Genomic DNA, 17582 nt, shown 5'->3' with positions numbered 1-17582 from the left:
GGCGGCGCGACGTCAGGTCGTCGCCGCGAAGGTGCGGACAAAGGCCTTCACCGCCGCGCCGTCGGCGGGCAGGCGCTCGAACTTCTCCGGCTTCTTGGAGAGGTCGGGCGTGGCGCGCGGCGTGATCGGCGGGACGCCGATGGCGGCCTCGACGGCTTCGGGGAACTTGGCCGGGTGGGCGGTCGACAGCACCACGACCGGCACCGACGGCTTGACGTCGACGCCTCGCGCGGCGGCCAGGCCGACGGCCGTGTGCGGATCGACGATCTCGCCGGTCTCGTTCAGCGTCGAGAGCATCGTCTTGGCGGTGTCTGCCTCGCTAACCGACGCGCCTCGGAACAGCTCGCGCATCCAGGCGTGGGCGGCCGGCGGGATGTCCAGCAGCCCGGTGTCGGCGAAGGCGCGGAAGGCGCGCTCGGTCTCGACGGCGTCACGGCGCACGGCCTCGAAATAGAGACGCTCGAAGTTGCTGGCGACCTGGATGTCCATGGCCGGGCTCTGGGTCGCCGCCACCGCGCCGCGCGCGTAGCGGCCGGTCTCGAAAGCGCGGGCCAGGATGTCGTTGGAGTTGGTCGCCGCCGTGATCGAGTGGATTGGCAGGCCCAGCTTCTTGGCGACGAAGGCGGCGTAGGCGTCGCCGAAATTCCCCGTGGGCACCACGAACGCCACTTCACGGGCCGGCGCCCCCAGGGCGACGGCGGCGGTGAAGTAGTAGACGCTCTGCGCGGCGATCCGCGCCCAGTTGATCGAGTTGACGCCCGACAGGTCCACCCCGTGACGGAACTGGTCGTCCTGGAAGGCTTGCTTGACGATGGCCTGGCAGTCGTCGAACGAGCCCAGCACCGAGATGCAGGCGACGTTGGCGTCGGTCGCCGTGGTCATGAACCGGCGCTGCACGGCGCTGATCCGGCCCTCCGGGAAGAGCGCGACGATGCGCGCGTTCTTGCGGCCCCGGAACGCCTCGACGGCCGCGCCGCCGGTGTCGCCCGAGGTGGCGCAGATGATGGTCATCTTCCGCGACTGGCGCTCGAGCACATAGTCGTAGAGGCGGCCCAGCAGCTGCATCGCGACATCTTTGAAGGCCAGGGTCGGGCCGTGGAACAGCTCCAGCAGGAAGCGGTTGGGGCCCAGCTGCTTCAGTGGGACGACGGCGGTGTGGGCGAAGGTGGCGTAGGCCTCCTCGCACATCTGGGCCAGGTCTTCCTTGGGGATGTCGTCGCCGACGAACTTGCCGACCACGGCGGCGGCGACCTGCGCGTAGGACTTGCCGGCGAAGGCCGCGATCTCCGACGAGCGGAAGCTCGGCCACTCGGACGGCACGTACAGGCCGCCGTCGGGGGCCAGGCCGGCCAGCACCGCATCCAGGAAGCCGATGGGCGCGGACTGCCCGCGGGTCGACACGTAACGCATCAGGGTCTCACTCTTCGCCAGAGCATGGCGGCATAGATAAACAGCAGGGTTACGGCAAGACCAAACCACGTCAGGGCGTATTCGAGGTGCCGATTGGAAATTTCTGCCGGAAGCGGCGCGGGCGTGATTCCCGCCGGCGCGGGGGTCTCGGCCTCGGCCATCAGCACCAGAGGCGCGGGCGCGCGGCCCGTGAACCGGTCTAGGACCTTGGCTCGGTCGCCGCCGAGTTGGGCCGTCGGGATCAGGACGCCGACGACCCGACGCGGAGGGGCGAAAGACCGCGCCGCCGGCGCCACCTGGCCGCTTAGGGCCGGGACGACGCCGCGATCAACCAGGATCATGTTGTAGGGGCCCGCCAGCACCGCGCAGGGCGCCTGGGCCCGCCAAACGACATCGCCGTCGCGGACGCCATAGACGAGCGGCAAGGGCTCGCCGGCGACGTCGCCGCAGTCGACGCTGACCCGGGTCCAAGCCAGATCCTCGGGACGGGTCTTTTCCGTCAGCACCTGGACCAGCGGCATGGCCGGCGCGGTCTTCAGGGCCTCGATCCGGGCGAGGACGCCTTGCTTCCAGTGCAGGCGCTGCATCTGCCAGGCGCCCAGGCCGCACAGAATGGCGAACGAGATCGCCGTGGCGATCGTCAGGCCGACGGGAAAGCCATCCTTCCTTGGCCGGATATCAGACATGGTCGCGGCCGGCCTCGGAGGCCTTCTGGGCGACCTGGGCGGCGACCATCAAGCCCTTGGCCGGTCGCATGAGTCCGAGCGTGATCACGAGCACCGCCGGCAGCCAGACGACCAGCAGCAGCCAGACCGGCCAGTTCCAGGCGAACATCGAGAACAGCGCGCCGAACGCGCAGACCGTGCCCGCGATCAGGATCACGAAGGTCGCCGCGCCGTCGCCGGTCTCGTACTTGCCGAGCTCGAAGCCGCAGGCCTCGCAGGTCGGGGCCACCTTCAGGAATCCGTCGAACAGATAGCCCTCGCCGCAGTGGGGGCAGAGGCCGCGCGCGCCGGCGGCGTAGGGGTTGGTCCCAAAAGAAGGCGAATGGGTCACGAGAACCTCCCGAAACGAAAAAGGCCCGGAACGCTGGTCGGCGTTCCGGGCCCCTTGGATCCTAAGACCTTAGTGGGCCGAGGCCCCGAAGATCACGTAGATGAAGGCGAACAGGAACAGCCAGACGACGTCCACGAAGTGCCAGTACCAGGCGGCCGCTTCGAAGCCGAAGTGCTGCTTGGGCGTGAAGGCGCCGTTCATCAGGCGGATCAGGCAGACGAGCAGGAAGATCGTGCCGACGAACACGTGGAAGCCGTGGAAGCCCGTGGCCAGGAAGAAGGTCGAGCCATAGAGGCCCGAATTGGCGGCGGCTTCCGAATAGAACAGCTGCTCGTGGTTGATGTGAGCGTACTCATAGACCTGTATGGTCGTGAACAGCGCGCCCAGCAGAATGGTCAGGATCAGACCCCACTTGGCGCCCTTGCGGTCGCCGACCTGCAGGGCGTGGTGCGCCCAGGTCACGGTCGTGCCCGACAGCAGCAGGGTCAGGGTGTTGATCAGCGGCAGGTGCCAGGCCGAGACGGTCTCGACGCCGGCCGGCGGCCAGGCGGCCCAGGCGGTGCGGACTTCCTCGATGGTCGAGAGCGTGCGGTGCTCGTGGAACAGCGCCATCTCGAAGAACATCCAGAACCACGCCACGAAGAACATCACTTCCGAGGCGATGAACAGGATCATGCCGTAGCGCAGGCCGATCGAGACGACCGGGGTATGGTCGCCGGCCTTGGCTTCCTTGGCCACGTCCGACCACCACCCAAACATGGTGTAGAGCACGCCAGCGATACCGGCCGCGAAAATGGCCCAGTTGCCCTTCTCGATGCCAAGCACGCCGCCTTTGATCCAGCCGATCAGACCGATCGCCATGATGGTCGCGGCCATAGAGCCGACGAACGGCCAGGGGCTGGGCGGAAGGATGTGGTAGTCGTGTTTGACGGCGCCGGCCATGTTGCTGCTAACCCTTATATCCCTCTGAACACGGTCGCTGGTCCCCCCGCGCCGCGATCTCGTTGAAAGCTATAGCCCTCTCGACGGCGCGCCGCCAAGAGGTTCGACGATGCGGGGCGTTGTCGCGGCCGCGACTTGGCCCGTCTTGCCTTTGCCGTCGTCGACGGCCGGGAAGAACGTGTAGCTGAGCGTGATCTCGCTCTTGCCCTTGGTCTCGGGATCGTCCGCGAACTGGGGATCCACGAAATAGACGACCGGGAACTCCACCGTCTGGTGGGGCTGGATCGTCTGGCTGGTGAAGCAGAAGCATTCCAGCTTCTGGAAGTACGGCCCCGCCTGTTCCGGCACGACGTTATACAGGGCGCGGCCCGTGATCGGCTTGTCGGTGGGGTTGGTGACCTTGAAGAAGGCCAGGCCCGTGTCGCCAATGCGGACGTCCTGGCTGGCCTGCATCGTCTGGAACGTCCAGGGCAGCTCGCGGATGTTGGCGTCGAACCGGATCGTCACCTTGCGGTCCAGGATCCGGGTCGGCGCGACCTCGGCCTTGCGGACCGTGCCGTCGAAGCCGGTGACCTGGCAGAACAGCTTGTAGAGCGGCACGGCCGCGTAGGCGGCGCCGACCATGCCGAAGAAGGTCGCCGCGCAGATCAACGCCACCCGGCCGTTGCGGCGGGCCATGGCTTCCTGCGGGGTCGGCGGCCCCTTGGGGGCTTTTGGGGGCGCCTTAGGGGTGCGGATGGACATTGCCGCTCAGCCTCACCAGGGTGACCACGAACACCAGGACGACGAACGCCGCCAGACCCAGGCCGATGGCGATGTTGCGACCATCGCGCGCCTTCTTGGCGGCCTGCTTTTCCGCGTTCGTGTCGATCGACTTGTTCACTTCAGAAGCTCCAGCGCCCGCACGCCCATCACAGCCTCGCCCAGCAGGGCGGCGAACAAGGCGAACAGGTAAAGAATCGAGAAGGCGAACAGGTTGCGGGCGGCCTTGGCGCCGGCGGCGCGCTCGTCCTCGGTGACTTCATAGAGCGCCCGGTCGGCCACGCGCGGATCGGCCGCGTCGCCGGCCTTGCTGACGAAGACCCGCGCGGCCAGGAGCAGGAACACCGCCCCGCCCAGGGCCGCGACGGCTAGGTAGAACGGCCCGCCCAGGCCCGTGAAAACCGGGGCCAGGCAGATCGGGACGAAGACCAGGCTATAGAGCAGGATCTGCTTGCGCGTCTCGCGCGCGCCCTTGACCACCGGCAGCATCGGCACGCCGGCCTTGGCGTAGTCGGTGGTGACGTACAGCGACAGCGCCCAGAAGTGCGGCGGGGTCCAGAAGAAGATGATGGCGACCATCAGCCAGGCGTTCAGCGGCGCGTGGCCCGTGGCCGCCGCCCAGCCGATCGCCGGCGGCAGAGCCCCGGCCAGACCGCCGATGACGATGTTCTGCGCGGTCCAGCGCTTGAGCCACATCGTGTAGACGACGGCGTAGAAGACGATGGTGAAGGCAAGCAGGCCCGCCGCGAACCAGTTGATCGCGAAACCCAGGAACATCACCGAGAGCAGGGACAGGACCACGCCGAGAGAGGCGGCCTCCTCGCCCTTGACCTTACCGGCCGGGACCGGGCGGCCGCGCGTGCGGCGCATCTGCTGGTCGATGTCGGCGTCGTACCACATGTTCAGCGCGCCCGAGGCGCCGGCCCCGATCGCGATGCACAGCACCGCCACCGCGCCGAGGATCGGATGGATCGGCGCGCGAGCCGCCAGCAGCCCCGTCAAGCCGGTGAAGACCACCAGCGACATGACGCGCGGCTTCATCAGCTGGAAATAGTCCTGCCAGCGCGCGGCTTGCGAGGTGTCCGCCGTCGGGGTCGAGGCGGTTTCCGGGGTCATGGCGGCGGTCTTCATCGGTGTACGATACTGAGCTTTTCTGTCTCGCTCGATGGGCGAAGGGCGCGGCCAAGACCCTGCTTGGATCCCGGCCGCGCCCCCGCTTGGTCCAGTCCGGACGTCCCCCTTAGTGGTGGTCGTCCGCCTTGATCACCGGCGGTTCGCTGAACTGGTGGAACGGCGGCGGCGAGGACAGGGTCCATTCCAGCGTGGTGGCACCTTCGCCCCACGGGTTGGCCTCGGCCTTGCGACGACGGATCGCCGCCTCGATCAGCACCAGCATGAAGACGCCCACGCCGACGACGGTGATCATGTAGCCCACCGACGAGACATAGTTCCACTTCGCGAAGGCTTCCGGATAGTCGATGTAGCGACGCGGCATGCCCTGCAGGCCCAGGAAGTGCTGCGGGAAGAACACCAGGTTCACGCCCACGAACATGATCCAGAAGTGGGCCGCGCCGAGGAACTCGTTGTACTTCACGCCCCACATCTTCTCGAACCAGTAGTAGAAGCCCGCGAAGATGGCGAAGACCGCGCCCAGCGACAGCACGTAGTGGAAGTGGGCCACCACGTAGTAGGTGTCGTGCAGGCTGTAGTCGATGCCGGCGTTCGACAGGACGACGCCGGTGACGCCGCCGACCGTGAACAGGAAGATGAAGCCGATCGCCCACAGCATCGGCGTCTTGAAGTCCAGCGAGCCGCCCCACATCGTGGCGATCCAGCTGAAGATCTTCACGCCGGTCGGGACGGCGATGATCATCGTGGCGGCCACGAAATAGGCGCGCAGGTTGATACTCATGCCGACGGTGTACATGTGGTGCGCCCACACGACGAAGCCGACGAAGCCGATGGCGACCATCGCGTAGGCCATCGCCAGGTAGCCGAAGACCGGCTTCTTGGAGAAGGTCGAGACGATGTGGCTGATGATGCCAAAGCCCGGCAGGATCAGGATGTACACTTCCGGGTGGCCGAAGAACCAGAACAGGTGCTGGAACATGACGGGGTCGCCGCCGGCGGCCGGGTCGAAGAAGTGGGTGCCGAAGTTACGGTCGGTCAGCAGCATGGTGATGGCGCCGGCCAGCACGGGCAGCGACAGCAGCAGCAGGAAGGCGGTGATCAGCACCGACCAGGCGAACAGCGGCATGCGGTGCAGGGTCATGCCCGGCGCGCGCATGTTGAAGATCGTGGTGATGAAGTTGATCGCGCCCAGGATCGACGAAGCGCCAGCCAGGTGGAGCGACAGGATCGCCAGGTCCATGGCCGGACCCTTGTGGCCGATCGTGGACAGCGGCGGATAGATCGTCCAACCGCCGCCGAAGCCGTGACCCGGGCCGCCGTCGACGAACATCGACACGCAGAGCAGGATCCAGGCGGCGACCAGCAGCCAGAACGAGATGTTGTTCATCCGCGGGAAGGCCATGTCCGGCGCGCCGATCATGATCGGCACGAACCAGTTGCCGAAGCCGCCGATCATGGCGGGCATGACCATGAAGAAGATCATGATCAGGGCGTGGGCGGTGACCACGGCGTTGTAGCCGTGCTTGCCCTTGAAGACGCCCAGTTGAGCCAGCAGGCCGGTGTCGGAGAACACCTGGACGCCCGGCTCCATCAGCTCCCAGCGAATCAGGCCCGACAGGGCGCCGCCGACGATGCCCGCCATGATGGCGAACAGGATGTACAGCGTGCCGATGTCCTTGTGGTTCGTCGAGAAGAACCAGCGGGCGAAGAAGGGCGGCTTGTGATCGGCGTCGTGGCCGTCGTGGTGATCTATGTCAGCGGCGTGAGCCATCGGACTTTATCCTGCGAGTATCTTAAGCCGCCGGCGCGGCGGGCGCCGCGGCCGGAGCGGAAGCGGGAGCGGCGGCCGGGGTCGCGGCGGGCGTCGCGGCGGCGGGAGCGGCCTCGGCGGGGGCGGCGGCCGGAGCCGGCGGAGCCGTCTTCGACTTCACCCAGGCGTCGAACTGGGCCTGCGTCACGACCTTGATCTCGATCGGCATGTTGGCGTGGTCGACGCCGCACAGCTCCGAGCACTGACCGTAGAACACACCGGTCTTCTCGGCCTTGAACCAGGTTTCGTTCAGGCGGCCGGGAATCGCGTCGGTCTTCAGGCCGAAGGCCGGCAGGGCGAAGGCGTGAATCACGTCCGCGCCGGTGACCTGCACGCGGACCACCTTGCCGACCGGAACCACCATGGCGTTGTCGGCGGCCAGCAGATACGGGACCTTCTTGGCGTCGGCCTGCTCCTTGGTGAGCGGCAGCGACACGATCTCGCTGATCTTCTGGTCGGGATATTCGTAGCCCCAGTACCACTGATAGCCCGTGGCCTTCACGGTCATGTAGGGCTTGGGCATGTCGTTGTAGTGGAACAGCAGCCGGAACGAGAAGATGGCGATGACCATCAGGATCAGCACCGGCACCAGGGTCCAGATGACCTCGACCGTGGTGTTATGGCTGAACTTGGCCGGAACCGGGTTCGCCTTCTTGTTGTAGCGAACGACGATCCAGATCAGCAGGCCCAGCACCAGCAGGGTGATGGCCGTGATGATCGGCAGCAGGATCACATTGTGGAACCAGATCGCGTGGTGCTTCAGCTCCGACGCGGCGGGCTGCAGATCGATCGCCCCCGGCGTCGGCTGCCCCAACAGATCCTCGGCGAGGGCGTGCCCCGCGAAAACGACACTAGCGGCGAGCGCGCTGGCGCCCGTCAAGATCCGCCGAATCCCCGAAAATTGCGCCTTCATGTCCCTCACGGTCCGTTTCGGCGGCGATTTGACGATGATCGTTTGACGTCGATCAATGTCACGCCGCGCCGACTTGCTTATGACGGCCCCCGATGCGGTCGTGCGAGCGACAGCGTCCAATAAGACGCCAAGTCACACGCAGCCCGCCCCAAAAAAGGCCGTTCCGAGGCTGCATACGCGCATCGCCAGCCGTTGCCAAGCGCCAGAGACCACACTCTGAGCGCGGCTTTAGCGCGCGCGCGTTTCCTCCCCCTCCCAAGTCAGCCCGCTCCTCGCGCCTCCCGCCATTTCCGCATCATTACGTATCGTTCATGGACAGGTACCTTGCGATACTCAGTACCATGCGGTAGTAGAGAGCATCCAACGAGGCGAGGACGACGTGCCCGAAGCCATTGAAATCCAACTGAAGAAAGGCGTGCTGGCGCTGTGCGTGCTGGCCCTGCTCTCGCACGCCGACAGCTACGCCTACGAGATCGCCAGCAGGCTCACGAGGGACATCGATATGGGGGAAGGGACGATCTATCCGCTGATGCGCCGCATGCAGTCGGATGGGCTGGTCGAGACCTATCTGGTGGAAAGCCAGAGCGGTCCGCCGCGCAAATACTACCGCTTGACGGCCGAGGGCCGTCGCAGCCTGGAACAGCAGAAGACCGAGTGGGTCGCCTTCACCCAGGCCGTCAACGCCATCGTGGGAGTCGCCGCATGACCCGGGCCGAGTTCATGACCCGCCTGCGCCGGGGTCTGGCCGGCCTGCCGGTGACCACCATCGCCGACATCGTCGCCGATCACGAGGCCCACTTCGCCGACGCCGTGGCCGCCGGCCGCAGCGAGGCCGAGGTCGCCGCCGCCCTGGGCGATCCCGATCGCCTGGCCCGCGAGCTTCGCGCCGAGGCCGGCCTCAAGCAGTGGGAAGAGCGCAAGAACCCCTCCAACGCCATGGCGGCGGTCATCGCCCTGCTTGGCCTGGGCGCCATCGACGTGATCGTCCTGCTTCCGCTGCTGATGGGCGTGCTGGGCGCGCTGTTCGGTGTGCTGGTCGCGGTCGTGGCGATCTTCGTCTCGGGCGGCTTCGTCTTCGCGGCGGGGCCCCTGACGGCGCCGCCCGGGGGACCGATCACGGCCTTCCTGGCCGGCCTGGGCCTGATGGGCCTGGCCACCTGCCTCGGCGCCCTGCTGACCCTGGTCACCGTCGGCGTCTTCAACGCGGTCGTCTGGTACGCCCGCCTTCACTACCGGCTGCTGAAGCCGGCCATCGAACAAGCCTGAGCGCAAGAGGAGGGGACTATGTTGATCCGCAACACGCTCATCGTCGCCGGGGCCAGCTTCGCGCTCGCCATCGGCTGCTTCGCCGGGGTGGCGGCCATCGCCGGGCCCGAGATCATGAAGAACGGCTGGACACTGCCCTTCAGCCGCTACGACGAAACCATCGTCGTCCGGCACAACGGCAAGGTCATCCATACCGGCGCCAACCGAGTGTATGGCGAACGGCCCGCGCCGATGATCGACCGGGCATTCGCGTGGACGGGAAAGAACGACCTGATCATCGACCTCCCGGTCGATGTGGTGTTCATCCAAGGCCCCGAGGCCAAGATCGTCGCGTCCGGACCCAAGGACTATATCGAGCGCCTGCGCGTCGATGGCGGCCGTCTCACCCTCGAAGGGAACGACGACGTCGATCACGACCGCCTGACCATCGACGCCATGGGCCTGCGGGTCGAGAGCGACTCCGAGCGCGTGAAGATCACGGTCATTGCCCCGGACGTCACCCAGTTCGACGTGCGCGGGTCGGGCGACCTCGACATCCGTCGCTATGACCACCCGACTTTCAGGGTCACCGTCAGCGGCAGCGGCGACGTCGAGGCGGCGGGGCGCGTTGAGATGGCCTCGATCGACAACTCTGGCTCGGGCCATGTCGATCTCGGCGACCTGAAGGCCAAGGAAGCCGTGGTCGACGTCTCCGGCAGCGGCGGCGGCGCGATCTTCGCCACCGCCAAGGCCAAGATCCAGATCTCCGGCAGCGGCGACGTCGAGCTGCGCACCGAGCCCAAGACTGTCGTCAGCGACATCACCGGCTCGGGCGAAATCCGCCGCGAGTACTGATCCGCGACAAAAGGGGCGGGGTGACGGATGCGCTTTGAAGGCCTACCTGTAGGCTCATGAACGCTCCCTTCCCCGCCTCTTCCCTGTCCCTGCTCGACGCGGCCGGCGTCGATCCCGAGCGCGCCCGTCAGATCCTGGGCGAGGCCCTCGCTGGCGCCGACGACGGCGAGCTCTTCCTCGAACGCTCCGAGAGCGAGTCCTTCGTGTTCGACGACGGACGGCTGAAGAGCGCCTCCTACGACAGCGGCGAGGGCTTTGGCCTGCGCGTGGTGGCCGGCGAGACGGCCGGCTACGCCCACGCCGCCGAGATCTCCGAGGCCGCGATCCGCCGCGCCGCCGATTCGGCCAGCCTGGCCAAGCGCGGCCACGCCGGCGTCGCCGCCGAAGGCCCCCGCGCCACCAACGAAAAGCTCTATGGCGAGGACAACCCGGTCTCCTCGCCCGACTTCTCCGACAAGGTCGCCCTGCTGCAGGAAATCGACGCCTTCGCCCGCGCCCGCGACCCGCGCGTCGTGCAGGTGATGGCCTCGATGGCCGGCGAGCGCCGCGTCGTCGAGATCCTGCGCGCCGACGGCCGCCTGATCCGCGACGTGCGCCCGCTGGTGCGGGTCAACGTCCAGGTGACCGTCGAGAAGGACGGTCGCCGCGAGACCGGCAGCTCCGGCGCCGGCGGCCGCGCCGGCTTCGCCGCCTGGATCAGCCCGGACAAGTGGCAGGAGCAGGTCGAGGAATCCCTGCGCCGGGCCCTGGTCAATCTGGACGCCGTGGCCTGCCCGGCCGGCGAGATGGACGTGGTTCTGGGCCCGGGCTGGAACGGCGTGCTGCTGCACGAGGCCGTCGGCCACGGGCTGGAAGGCGACTTCAACCGCAAGGGCATCAGCGCCTTCTCGGGCCGAATCGGCGAGCGCGTCGCCGCGCCGGGCGTCACCGTGTTCGACGACGGCTCGATCGCGGGCCGTCGCGGCTCCCTGACCGTCGACGACGAGGGCACGCCGACCGAGCGCACCGTCCTGATCGAGGACGGCGTCCTGGTGGGCTACATGCACGATCGGATGAGCGCGCGCCTGATGGGCATGAAGGCCACCGGCAATGGCCGCCGGCAGTCCTACGCCCACATGCCGATGCCGCGCATGACCAACACCGGCATGCTGGCCGGCAAGGACGATCCCCAGGAGATGATCGCCTCCCTGAAGCGCGGCCTCTACTGCGCCCATTTCGGCGGCGGTCAGGTCGACATCACCAACGGCAAGTTCGTCTTCCAGTGCACCGAGGCCTATCTGGTCGAGGACGGCAAGATCACCGCCCCCGTGAAGGGCGCGACCCTGATCGGCGACGGGCCCAGCGCCCTGACCAAGGTGACGATGATCGGCAACGACTTCGACTTCGATCCCGGTATCGGCGTCTGCGGCAAGTCCGGCCAGGGCGTGCCCGTGGGCGTGGGTCAGCCCTCGCTGAAGATCACCGGCCTGACCGTGGGCGGCACGGCGGTCTAGAGGCGCCGCTCCAGATAGGTCACCGTCTTCTCGCCGCCATGGATCTGGGCCGTTCCGACCGGAACGAAGCCCAGCGCGGCGTGGAAGGCGTCCGACGCCGGATTGGGCGGGTCTGAATTGACCTCGCAGACGATGCGCGCGTGGCCGGCGGCGCGGGCGACGGCGAAGAGGTCGTCGTACAGGCGTCGCGCCAGCCCCCTGCCCCGCGCCGCGTCGGCGACGACCACGCGGTCGACATAGACGAAGCGATCGAAGCGATCGCGGAACCACAGGAAGTTGACGCTGTCGTAATCGGCGTCCTGGTCGAAGGCCAACAGCAGGGCGTCGGCGAGGCCCACGCGGCGCGCGACGAAGGCCTCGGCGACCAGCTTGCCCAGCCGCTCCGGCTCCAGCCAGGACAACTCCAGCGCATGGACGTTGTTCAGGGCCAGCAGCGCCTCGCCGCCAGCGCCCTGGAGGTCGCCCGCCACCAGAACCGTCGTCGCGTTGTCCATGCCGCCTCCACGCGTCTTTTCTGTCGAAGGTTTAATCCAGCTTTCCGGCTTGTAACTTTCCCCGCGCGCGCCCTCGCGGCACGCTGAACCCAAGTCCGGCGACCGTCGCAATCGTCGCAACACGCTTGGCGAACTCGGCCACCGGACGTTCGAATCGCGCGGCCAGACGCCGCGCTAAGAGCTTCGGGTAGGAGCGGAAAGCGGTCCGGCGATTTGAGCCATCGCCGGGCCGTTCCCACCTGGAGTACGGACGTGGCCCCTCCATGTCCGAGAAGGGCCCCGGATCGTCGCCGGGGCCCTTCGCTTTCAGGGTCACGCCGTGACGTCGTCGGCGCCGTGCGACCACTTCTTGAGGACCGGCGACAACGCCAGGAACAGCACACCGATGCCGATGGCGACGAGACCGATCACCTTGAAGACCATCAGCGACTGCGTCAGGGCCGCGCCCGGATCGAGCACCTGACCGCCGATGGTCTCGGTCGAGGCGATGCCGGCGATCCAGCCGCCGAACAGGTTGGCCATGGCCAGCGCCATGTACCAGACCGACATCACGAACGAGACGACATGGGCCGGCGACAGCTTGGTCATCTGCGACAGGCCGACCGGCGACATGCACATCTCGCCGGTGGTGTGCAGCATGTACATGAGCACCAGGAAGATCAGCGGCATCTTGAAGGCGCCGTCGGCGAACTGAGCGCCGACCAGCAGGATCAGGAAGCCGGCCCCAACCTGGATAAGCGACAGGCCGAACTTGACCATCGGCCCGGGATTGATCTTGCGCGCGGTCAGCACCGTCCAGAGGGCGGCGAAGACCGGGGCGAAGATCAGGATCCAGCCAGCGTTGATCGCCTGGGTCTGGGCCGCGTTGAAGCCGGTGTTGACCCACAGCCTGCCCGCCGCCGAGATTCCGGCGGCCGCCAACTGCTCGGGCGAACCCAGAACCACCGCGCCGCCGAACCATTCGACGGGCTTGGCGAGAAGCTTGAGATCGACGTTGGTGGCGGCGAACAGGTTCAGGGACGAGCCCGCCTGTTCGAACAGGGTCCAGAATACCACCGCCCCCAGCACCAACACCGTGGCCAGCAAGAGGCGCTCGCGCTCGACCTTCTCGCACTTGGCGAAGGCTAGCCACAGGATGTAGCCCAGCGACCCGAACATGCCGGCGATCAGCGCGACGCTGACGACGGGCGTGTGCTGCACCAAGAAGAACACCGCGACCACCGCCAGCAACGAAATCCCGTAGATCACGGTCTCGCGGGTGATCGGGCCGGCGACCTTCTCTCTCAGCTTTTCGGGTTCCGGCGGCTCGCCCTTGCCCAGAAGCCAGGGCTTGCCCAGCACGAAGATGACATAGCCGGCCAGCATGCCGAGGCCCGCCGCGCCGAAGCCGGCCCACCAGCCGACATTGACCCCCAGCACGCCGCACAGAATCGCGGCCCAGAACGAGCCCAGGTTGATGCCGTAGTAGTAGAGGGTGAAGCCTGGATCGCGGCGCGGATCGCCCTGCGGATAGAGCTGGCCCACCAGCGAGGCGGCGTTGGCCTTCATGAAGCCGACGCCCACGATGATCAGCGCCAGGGCCAGCCAGAAGATGTTCAGATACAGCGGGTCGCGACCCGCGACGTCGAGCTTGTACTGGCTCTTGGCCAGCACGGCGGGAATGGGCGCGTCGGCGGGCAGACCCTTGACGGCGAAGTCGCCGGTCTCGGTGGCGGTGACGTCGTACGGCTTGCCGGCCACGATCATCTTGGCGACGCGCTGGTCACCCCGACCCTCGGCCTGGAATTCATAGACCTGACCGCCGTAGGTCAAGGTCTGGACCGCCGGCTTGCCCTCGACCGCCATGGCGAGATGCCCCGCGACCAACAGCAGGGCTCCGAACGCCACCGCCTTGCGCGTGCCCAGATAGCGGTCGGCCAGGAAGCCGCCGAGCAGCGGCACGATATAGACCAGCGAGGTGTACGAGCCGTAGTGGCCGCTGGCGGCTTTCGAATCGAACAGGAAGTGCTGGGTCAGATAGAAGATCAGCAGGCCGCGCATGCCGTAGTAGGAGAACCGCTCCCACATCTCGGCCAGGAAGCAGATGATCAGGCCGCGCGGATGGCCCCGTAGAAGCTGGATGAGGACAGGAATCCCGGTCACGAGCGTGATCAGGACGCCCGCGGCGATAACAATGTTCATACCCAAGCCTTACCCAAGCTTCCAAGTCATATGACGAGCCACGCGGATCGACCCGGCGCGCGCCCCCGGACGCGGCCCGGGTCAAATCGCCCTCGCCGACCCCAATTGGCCGGGAGAAGATCACGCGGCCCGCCGTTTCACAAGCAACGGCATGCCGTTCGCGCCTTCGCGCGTGGCCGGCGCGGGAGCTTGGCCGCGCCTCCGCGCGTTGTCCTCGCGACCTTTCCGTTTCCCGGGAGCCGAAGATGAAGATCCCCGACGAAAGCCATCCGATCACGATCGATCGAGTCCCCGGCACGGTGCGGGTGATCTTCGAGGGCCATGGAATCGCCGACAGCGACGACGTGATCGTCCTTCGCGAGGCCAACTATCCGCCGGTCTATTACTTCTCGCGGGATGACGTCGAGATGGCGTTCCTGCGGCGCGCCGAGAAGGTGACGCACTGCCCCTACAAGGGCGACGCGGCGTACTTCACGATCTATCGCGACGGCCAGATCATCGAGAACGCGGCGTGGTCGTACGAGGCCCCATACGCCGCGGTCGGCGCGATCGCGGGAAGGATCGCCTTCTATCCGGAGCATGTCGAATTCCAGCGCGACGGCCACTCGCCGGCCGAGACGGAAGCGTTGGATATCGACGCGGTGGTGCGCCACACCGACAGCGGCTCGGGCGCCAGTCAGGCCGAGCATTGGCCGCCCAATGTCGACATGCCTGATCCCGACAGCGTCGAGCGCGACCTGGATCCGGCCGACAAGGGCGCCCGGAACATTTAGCCGCACCCGTTCGCCACTTGGTCGCATGCCGCCGGACTTAAGTCCGCGTTAAGAGCTGCTGGCGCGACCCTACGGTCGAGCTCCCGGCAGAGGGGCGCGGAGGAAACCATGGCCACGATCTCGTACAACCGGACGGCCGTCGTTCACGCAACGACCGAACGCCCTCGCCTCGCCTGGGGGCGCCTGGCCGCCGTCGCCTTCGCCGCCGGCTCTTGGGCCGCCGTCATCGTCGGCGCTAGGGCGATCTTCTAGCCGCGGCCTAGTAGGCGCAGTCGGTGAACACCCGGCCGATGTCGCCCTTCCATTCACCGTTGTAGAGCGCCAGCAGACGCTCGGCCGGCGTGATCCCGCTGTCGGCGATCTGTTCCAGCTCGCCCATGTAGATCGTCTCGTCCAGGAAGCCGCCGTTAAGCTGAGCGCGGTTCTTCAGGCCCGACTTGGCGATGGCGACAAAGTCCTTGGCCACGTCCTGAACCGCGCGGCCCGCGACTTTCGCCTTCAGGCCCAGCCGCGGCACGTCGCGGCGCAGGCCTTCGCGATCTTCGATCGTCCAGTCCTTGCAGAGGTCCCAGGCCGCCGCCAGGGCCGCGTCGTCGTAGAAGACGCCGGTCCACAGCGCCGGAAGGGCGCAGAGCCGACTCCAAGGCCCGGCGTCGGCGCCCCGCATCTCCAGATAGGTCTTCAGCCGCACTTCCGGGAAGGCGGTCGTGGTGTGGTCGGCCCAGTCCTTCATCGTGGCGATCTCGCCCGGCAGCTCGGGCAGCTTGCCCTCGATGAAGTCGCGGAACGATCGGCCGGCGACGTCGATGTACTGGTCGCCGCGCTTGACGAAATACATCGGCACGTCGAGCGCGTAGCGGGCGTAGCGCTCGAAATCGAAACCGTCCTCGAACACGAAGTCGAGCAGGCCCGTGCGGTTCGGATCGGTGTCGGTCCAGACGTTGGCGCGCGCCGACAGGAAGCCGTTCGGCTTGCCTTCGGTGAACGGGGAATTGGCGAACAGGGCCGTGGCGATCGGCTGCAGGGCCAGGCTCATGCGGAACTTGGCGACCATGTCGGCTTCGCTGGAGAAGTCGAGATTGGCCTGCACCGTGCAGGTGCGCAGCATCATGTCGAGGCCGAGGTTACCGACCTTGGGCATGTAGTTTCGCATGATGACGTACCGGCCCTTGGGCATGACCGGGACCTCCTCGCGCTTCCACAGCGGCGAGAAGCCCAGGCCCACGAAGCCCAGGCCCAGCTCGTCGGCGACGGTCTTGACCTCGTCCAGGTGCTTGCCGGTCTCGTCGCAGATGTCGTGCATGGTCGCCAGCGGCGCGCCCGACAGCTCGAACTGGCCGCCCGGCTCCAGGCTGACATTGGCGCCGTTGCGCTCGAGCCCGATGATCGTCGGACCTTCCATGACCGGGGTCCAGCCAAAGCGCTGGAGGCCCGTCAGCAGGGCGTGGACGCCCCTGTCGCCCTCGTAGGGCACGGGCGCGTGCGAGCCCAGGTAGAAGCCGAACTTCTCGTGCTCGGCGCCCACGCGGAAGGCGTCCTTGGGCTTGCTGCCCCGGGCGAAATAGTCGGTCAGATCGGAGAGCGTCAGTTGACGCTCCTGGACGCTAGCGGTGTCGGCCATGCAAGCCGTCCCTCCCCAGGGGTTGCGATGCAGAGGGTGGAGAGGGCCCATTCTCTCCGCCGACGGCGATACTACTCGGTCACGCCCAGTTGGGCGTTTTCTTTGCGAACCTCAAGGGGCAGCCTTGAGCATATTCTTCTTCCGACGCGCTAACGCCAGTCGCCGGCGCTCGCCTGCCACAGGGTCATGGCCGAGATCGCGGCGGTGTCGGCGCGCAGGATGCGAGGCCCCAGCGACACCGGCGTGACGAACGAAAGTCCCCGCAGCCGCTCGCGTTCCTCGGGCGCGAAGCCGCCCTCCGGTCCGATCAGGATCGCGGCAGGCGCGCCGCTTCCGGCGAGCGCCTCGATGGCCGGCCTGGCGTCGCCGCCCTCGTCGCAGAACACCAAGCGCCGCGCGGGGTCCCAGGCGTCCAGGATCTTGTCCAGCTTCTCGGGATCGACGATCTCGGGCACGTCCAGGCGCCCGGTCTGCTCGGCCGCCTCCATGGCGATGGCGTCCAGGCGCCCCAGCTTGACGAAGTCGACATTGGTGCGGCGCGTGATCGTCAGGCGAACGCGGCGCGCGCCCAGCTCGGCCGCCTTTTCGACGATGGTCTCGACGCGCCCGCGCTTGACCATGGCGACGATCAGATCAAGGTCTGGCCCCGTCTCCATCGGGCGGGTCTGGGCGTCGGCCTTCAGCAGGCAGCCGCGCTTGGTCGCCTCGACGATGCTGGCGCGCCACTCGCCGTCGCGACCGTTGAACAGCAAAACCTCGTCGCCGACCGACAGACGCATGACCGACGTCAGGTAGCGGGACTGGTCGACGGTGGGAACGACGCCGGCCCCGGCCGACAGATCGTTGGGAACGAATAGACGGATCATGGCGTCCTTCTAGCGCAACTCAGCTTCAAG

19 protein-coding genes are annotated in these 17582 nt (G+C 67.3%); 6 read left to right on the top strand and 13 right to left on the bottom strand.

Features of this window, described 5'->3' with window-relative positions; all coding sequences use genetic code 11:
* Window positions 1-12 precede the first annotated feature (12 nt).
* The 9 genes from thrC to coxB form a co-directional block, all read right to left on the bottom strand.
* Entirely contained in the window at window positions 13-1410 is a 1398-nt protein-coding gene (gene thrC / locus J2728_RS20625; protein ID WP_310002052.1) for a threonine synthase, read from the bottom strand.
* Complete coding sequence (locus J2728_RS20620) at window positions 1410-2096, bottom strand: SURF1 family protein (RefSeq protein ID WP_310002051.1); 687 nt, start codon at window positions 2094-2096, stop codon at window positions 1410-1412. Before J2728_RS20620 ends, thrC begins: the two co-directional genes overlap by 1 nt.
* Window positions 2089-2466: a DUF983 domain-containing protein gene (locus tag J2728_RS20615; RefSeq protein WP_310002050.1), complete on the bottom strand. Its 378-nt coding sequence runs from the start codon at window positions 2464-2466 to the stop codon at window positions 2089-2091. The genes J2728_RS20620 and J2728_RS20615 overlap by 8 nt, the downstream gene beginning before the upstream one ends.
* A 69-nt stretch (window positions 2467-2535) precedes the next feature.
* Window positions 2536-3408, bottom strand: a complete 873-nt coding sequence (locus J2728_RS20610; protein ID WP_310002049.1) for a cytochrome c oxidase subunit 3 — start codon at window positions 3406-3408, stop codon at window positions 2536-2538.
* A gap of 69 nt (window positions 3409-3477) precedes the next feature.
* A complete protein-coding gene (locus J2728_RS20605) occupies window positions 3478-4152 on the bottom strand; it encodes a cytochrome c oxidase assembly protein (RefSeq protein WP_310002048.1) in 675 nt (224 codons plus the stop codon).
* Complete coding sequence (locus J2728_RS20600) at window positions 4133-4291, bottom strand: hypothetical protein (protein ID WP_013077480.1); 159 nt, start codon at window positions 4289-4291, stop codon at window positions 4133-4135. Before J2728_RS20600 ends, J2728_RS20605 begins: the two co-directional genes overlap by 20 nt.
* Window positions 4288-5301, bottom strand: a complete 1014-nt coding sequence (locus J2728_RS20595; RefSeq protein ID WP_310002047.1) for a heme o synthase — start codon at window positions 5299-5301, stop codon at window positions 4288-4290. The genes J2728_RS20600 and J2728_RS20595 overlap by 4 nt, the downstream gene beginning before the upstream one ends.
* A gap of 109 nt (window positions 5302-5410) precedes the next feature.
* Window positions 5411-7072: a cytochrome c oxidase subunit I gene (gene ctaD, locus J2728_RS20590; protein WP_310002046.1), complete on the bottom strand. Its 1662-nt coding sequence runs from the start codon at window positions 7070-7072 to the stop codon at window positions 5411-5413.
* 22 nt (window positions 7073-7094) lie between these two features.
* On the bottom strand, window positions 7095-8024 hold the full coding sequence (coxB, locus tag J2728_RS20585; protein ID WP_310002045.1) for a cytochrome c oxidase subunit II: 930 nt from the start codon (window positions 8022-8024) through the stop codon (window positions 7095-7097).
* Between the two features lie 379 nt (window positions 8025-8403).
* On the opposite strand from coxB, the gene J2728_RS20580 reads away from it, so the two are divergent.
* Genes J2728_RS20580 through tldD form a run of 4 tightly spaced genes read left to right on the top strand, consistent with a single transcriptional unit; the run spans window position 8404 to window position 11617 of the window.
* Window positions 8404-8730 carry a PadR family transcriptional regulator gene (locus J2728_RS20580; RefSeq protein ID WP_310002044.1) on the top strand — a complete coding sequence of 109 codons (327 nt, stop codon included), beginning with the start codon at window positions 8404-8406 and terminating at the stop codon, window positions 8728-8730.
* Window positions 8727-9290: a DUF1700 domain-containing protein gene (locus J2728_RS20575; protein ID WP_013077475.1), complete on the top strand. Its 564-nt coding sequence runs from the start codon at window positions 8727-8729 to the stop codon at window positions 9288-9290. Before J2728_RS20580 ends, J2728_RS20575 begins: the two co-directional genes overlap by 4 nt.
* A gap of 18 nt (window positions 9291-9308) precedes the next feature.
* Window positions 9309-10124 carry a GIN domain-containing protein gene (locus J2728_RS20570; RefSeq protein WP_310002043.1) on the top strand — a complete coding sequence of 272 codons (816 nt, stop codon included), beginning with the start codon at window positions 9309-9311 and terminating at the stop codon, window positions 10122-10124.
* Window positions 10125-10180: 56 nt separating this feature from the next.
* Window positions 10181-11617: a metalloprotease TldD gene (gene tldD, locus J2728_RS20565; RefSeq protein ID WP_310002042.1), complete on the top strand. Its 1437-nt coding sequence runs from the start codon at window positions 10181-10183 to the stop codon at window positions 11615-11617.
* Here the strand turns inward: tldD and J2728_RS20560 are convergent.
* Together J2728_RS20560 and J2728_RS20555 are read right to left on the bottom strand one after the other, a co-directional pair.
* Window positions 11614-12111, bottom strand: a complete 498-nt coding sequence (locus tag J2728_RS20560; protein WP_310002041.1) for a GNAT family N-acetyltransferase — start codon at window positions 12109-12111, stop codon at window positions 11614-11616. The genes tldD and J2728_RS20560 overlap by 4 nt on opposite strands.
* A gap of 312 nt (window positions 12112-12423) precedes the next feature.
* Entirely contained in the window at window positions 12424-14292 is a 1869-nt protein-coding gene (locus J2728_RS20555; protein ID WP_310002040.1) for a peptide MFS transporter, read from the bottom strand.
* Window positions 14293-14537: 245 nt separating this feature from the next.
* Between J2728_RS20555 and J2728_RS20550 the strand changes: the two genes are divergently transcribed.
* Window positions 14538-15065 (top strand): DUF427 domain-containing protein, encoded by a 528-nt coding sequence (locus J2728_RS20550; RefSeq protein WP_310002039.1) that lies wholly within the window; start codon window positions 14538-14540, stop codon window positions 15063-15065.
* Between the two features lie 108 nt (window positions 15066-15173).
* Window positions 15174-15317, top strand: a complete 144-nt coding sequence (locus J2728_RS20545) for a hypothetical protein (protein WP_310002038.1) — start codon at window positions 15174-15176, stop codon at window positions 15315-15317.
* 7 nt (window positions 15318-15324) lie between these two features.
* Here the strand turns inward: J2728_RS20545 and J2728_RS20540 are convergent, their stop codons facing one another.
* Together J2728_RS20540 and J2728_RS20535 are read right to left on the bottom strand one after the other, a co-directional pair.
* The gene (locus J2728_RS20540) at window positions 15325-16686 is read right to left on the bottom strand and encodes a glutamate--cysteine ligase (protein ID WP_310002037.1); all 1362 of its coding nucleotides are present in this window, start codon (window positions 16684-16686) and stop codon (window positions 15325-15327) included.
* 149 nt (window positions 16687-16835) lie between these two features.
* The gene (locus J2728_RS20535; protein ID WP_310002036.1) at window positions 16836-17552 is read right to left on the bottom strand and encodes a 16S rRNA (uracil(1498)-N(3))-methyltransferase; all 717 of its coding nucleotides are present in this window, start codon (window positions 17550-17552) and stop codon (window positions 16836-16838) included.
* Window positions 17553-17582 lie beyond the last annotated feature (30 nt).

This window comes from Caulobacter segnis (genome assembly GCF_031454995.1).
GTDB classification, from domain to species: Bacteria; Pseudomonadota; Alphaproteobacteria; order Caulobacterales; family Caulobacteraceae; genus Caulobacter; species Caulobacter segnis_E.
This window is presented reverse-complemented; position numbering and strand designations above follow the sequence as displayed.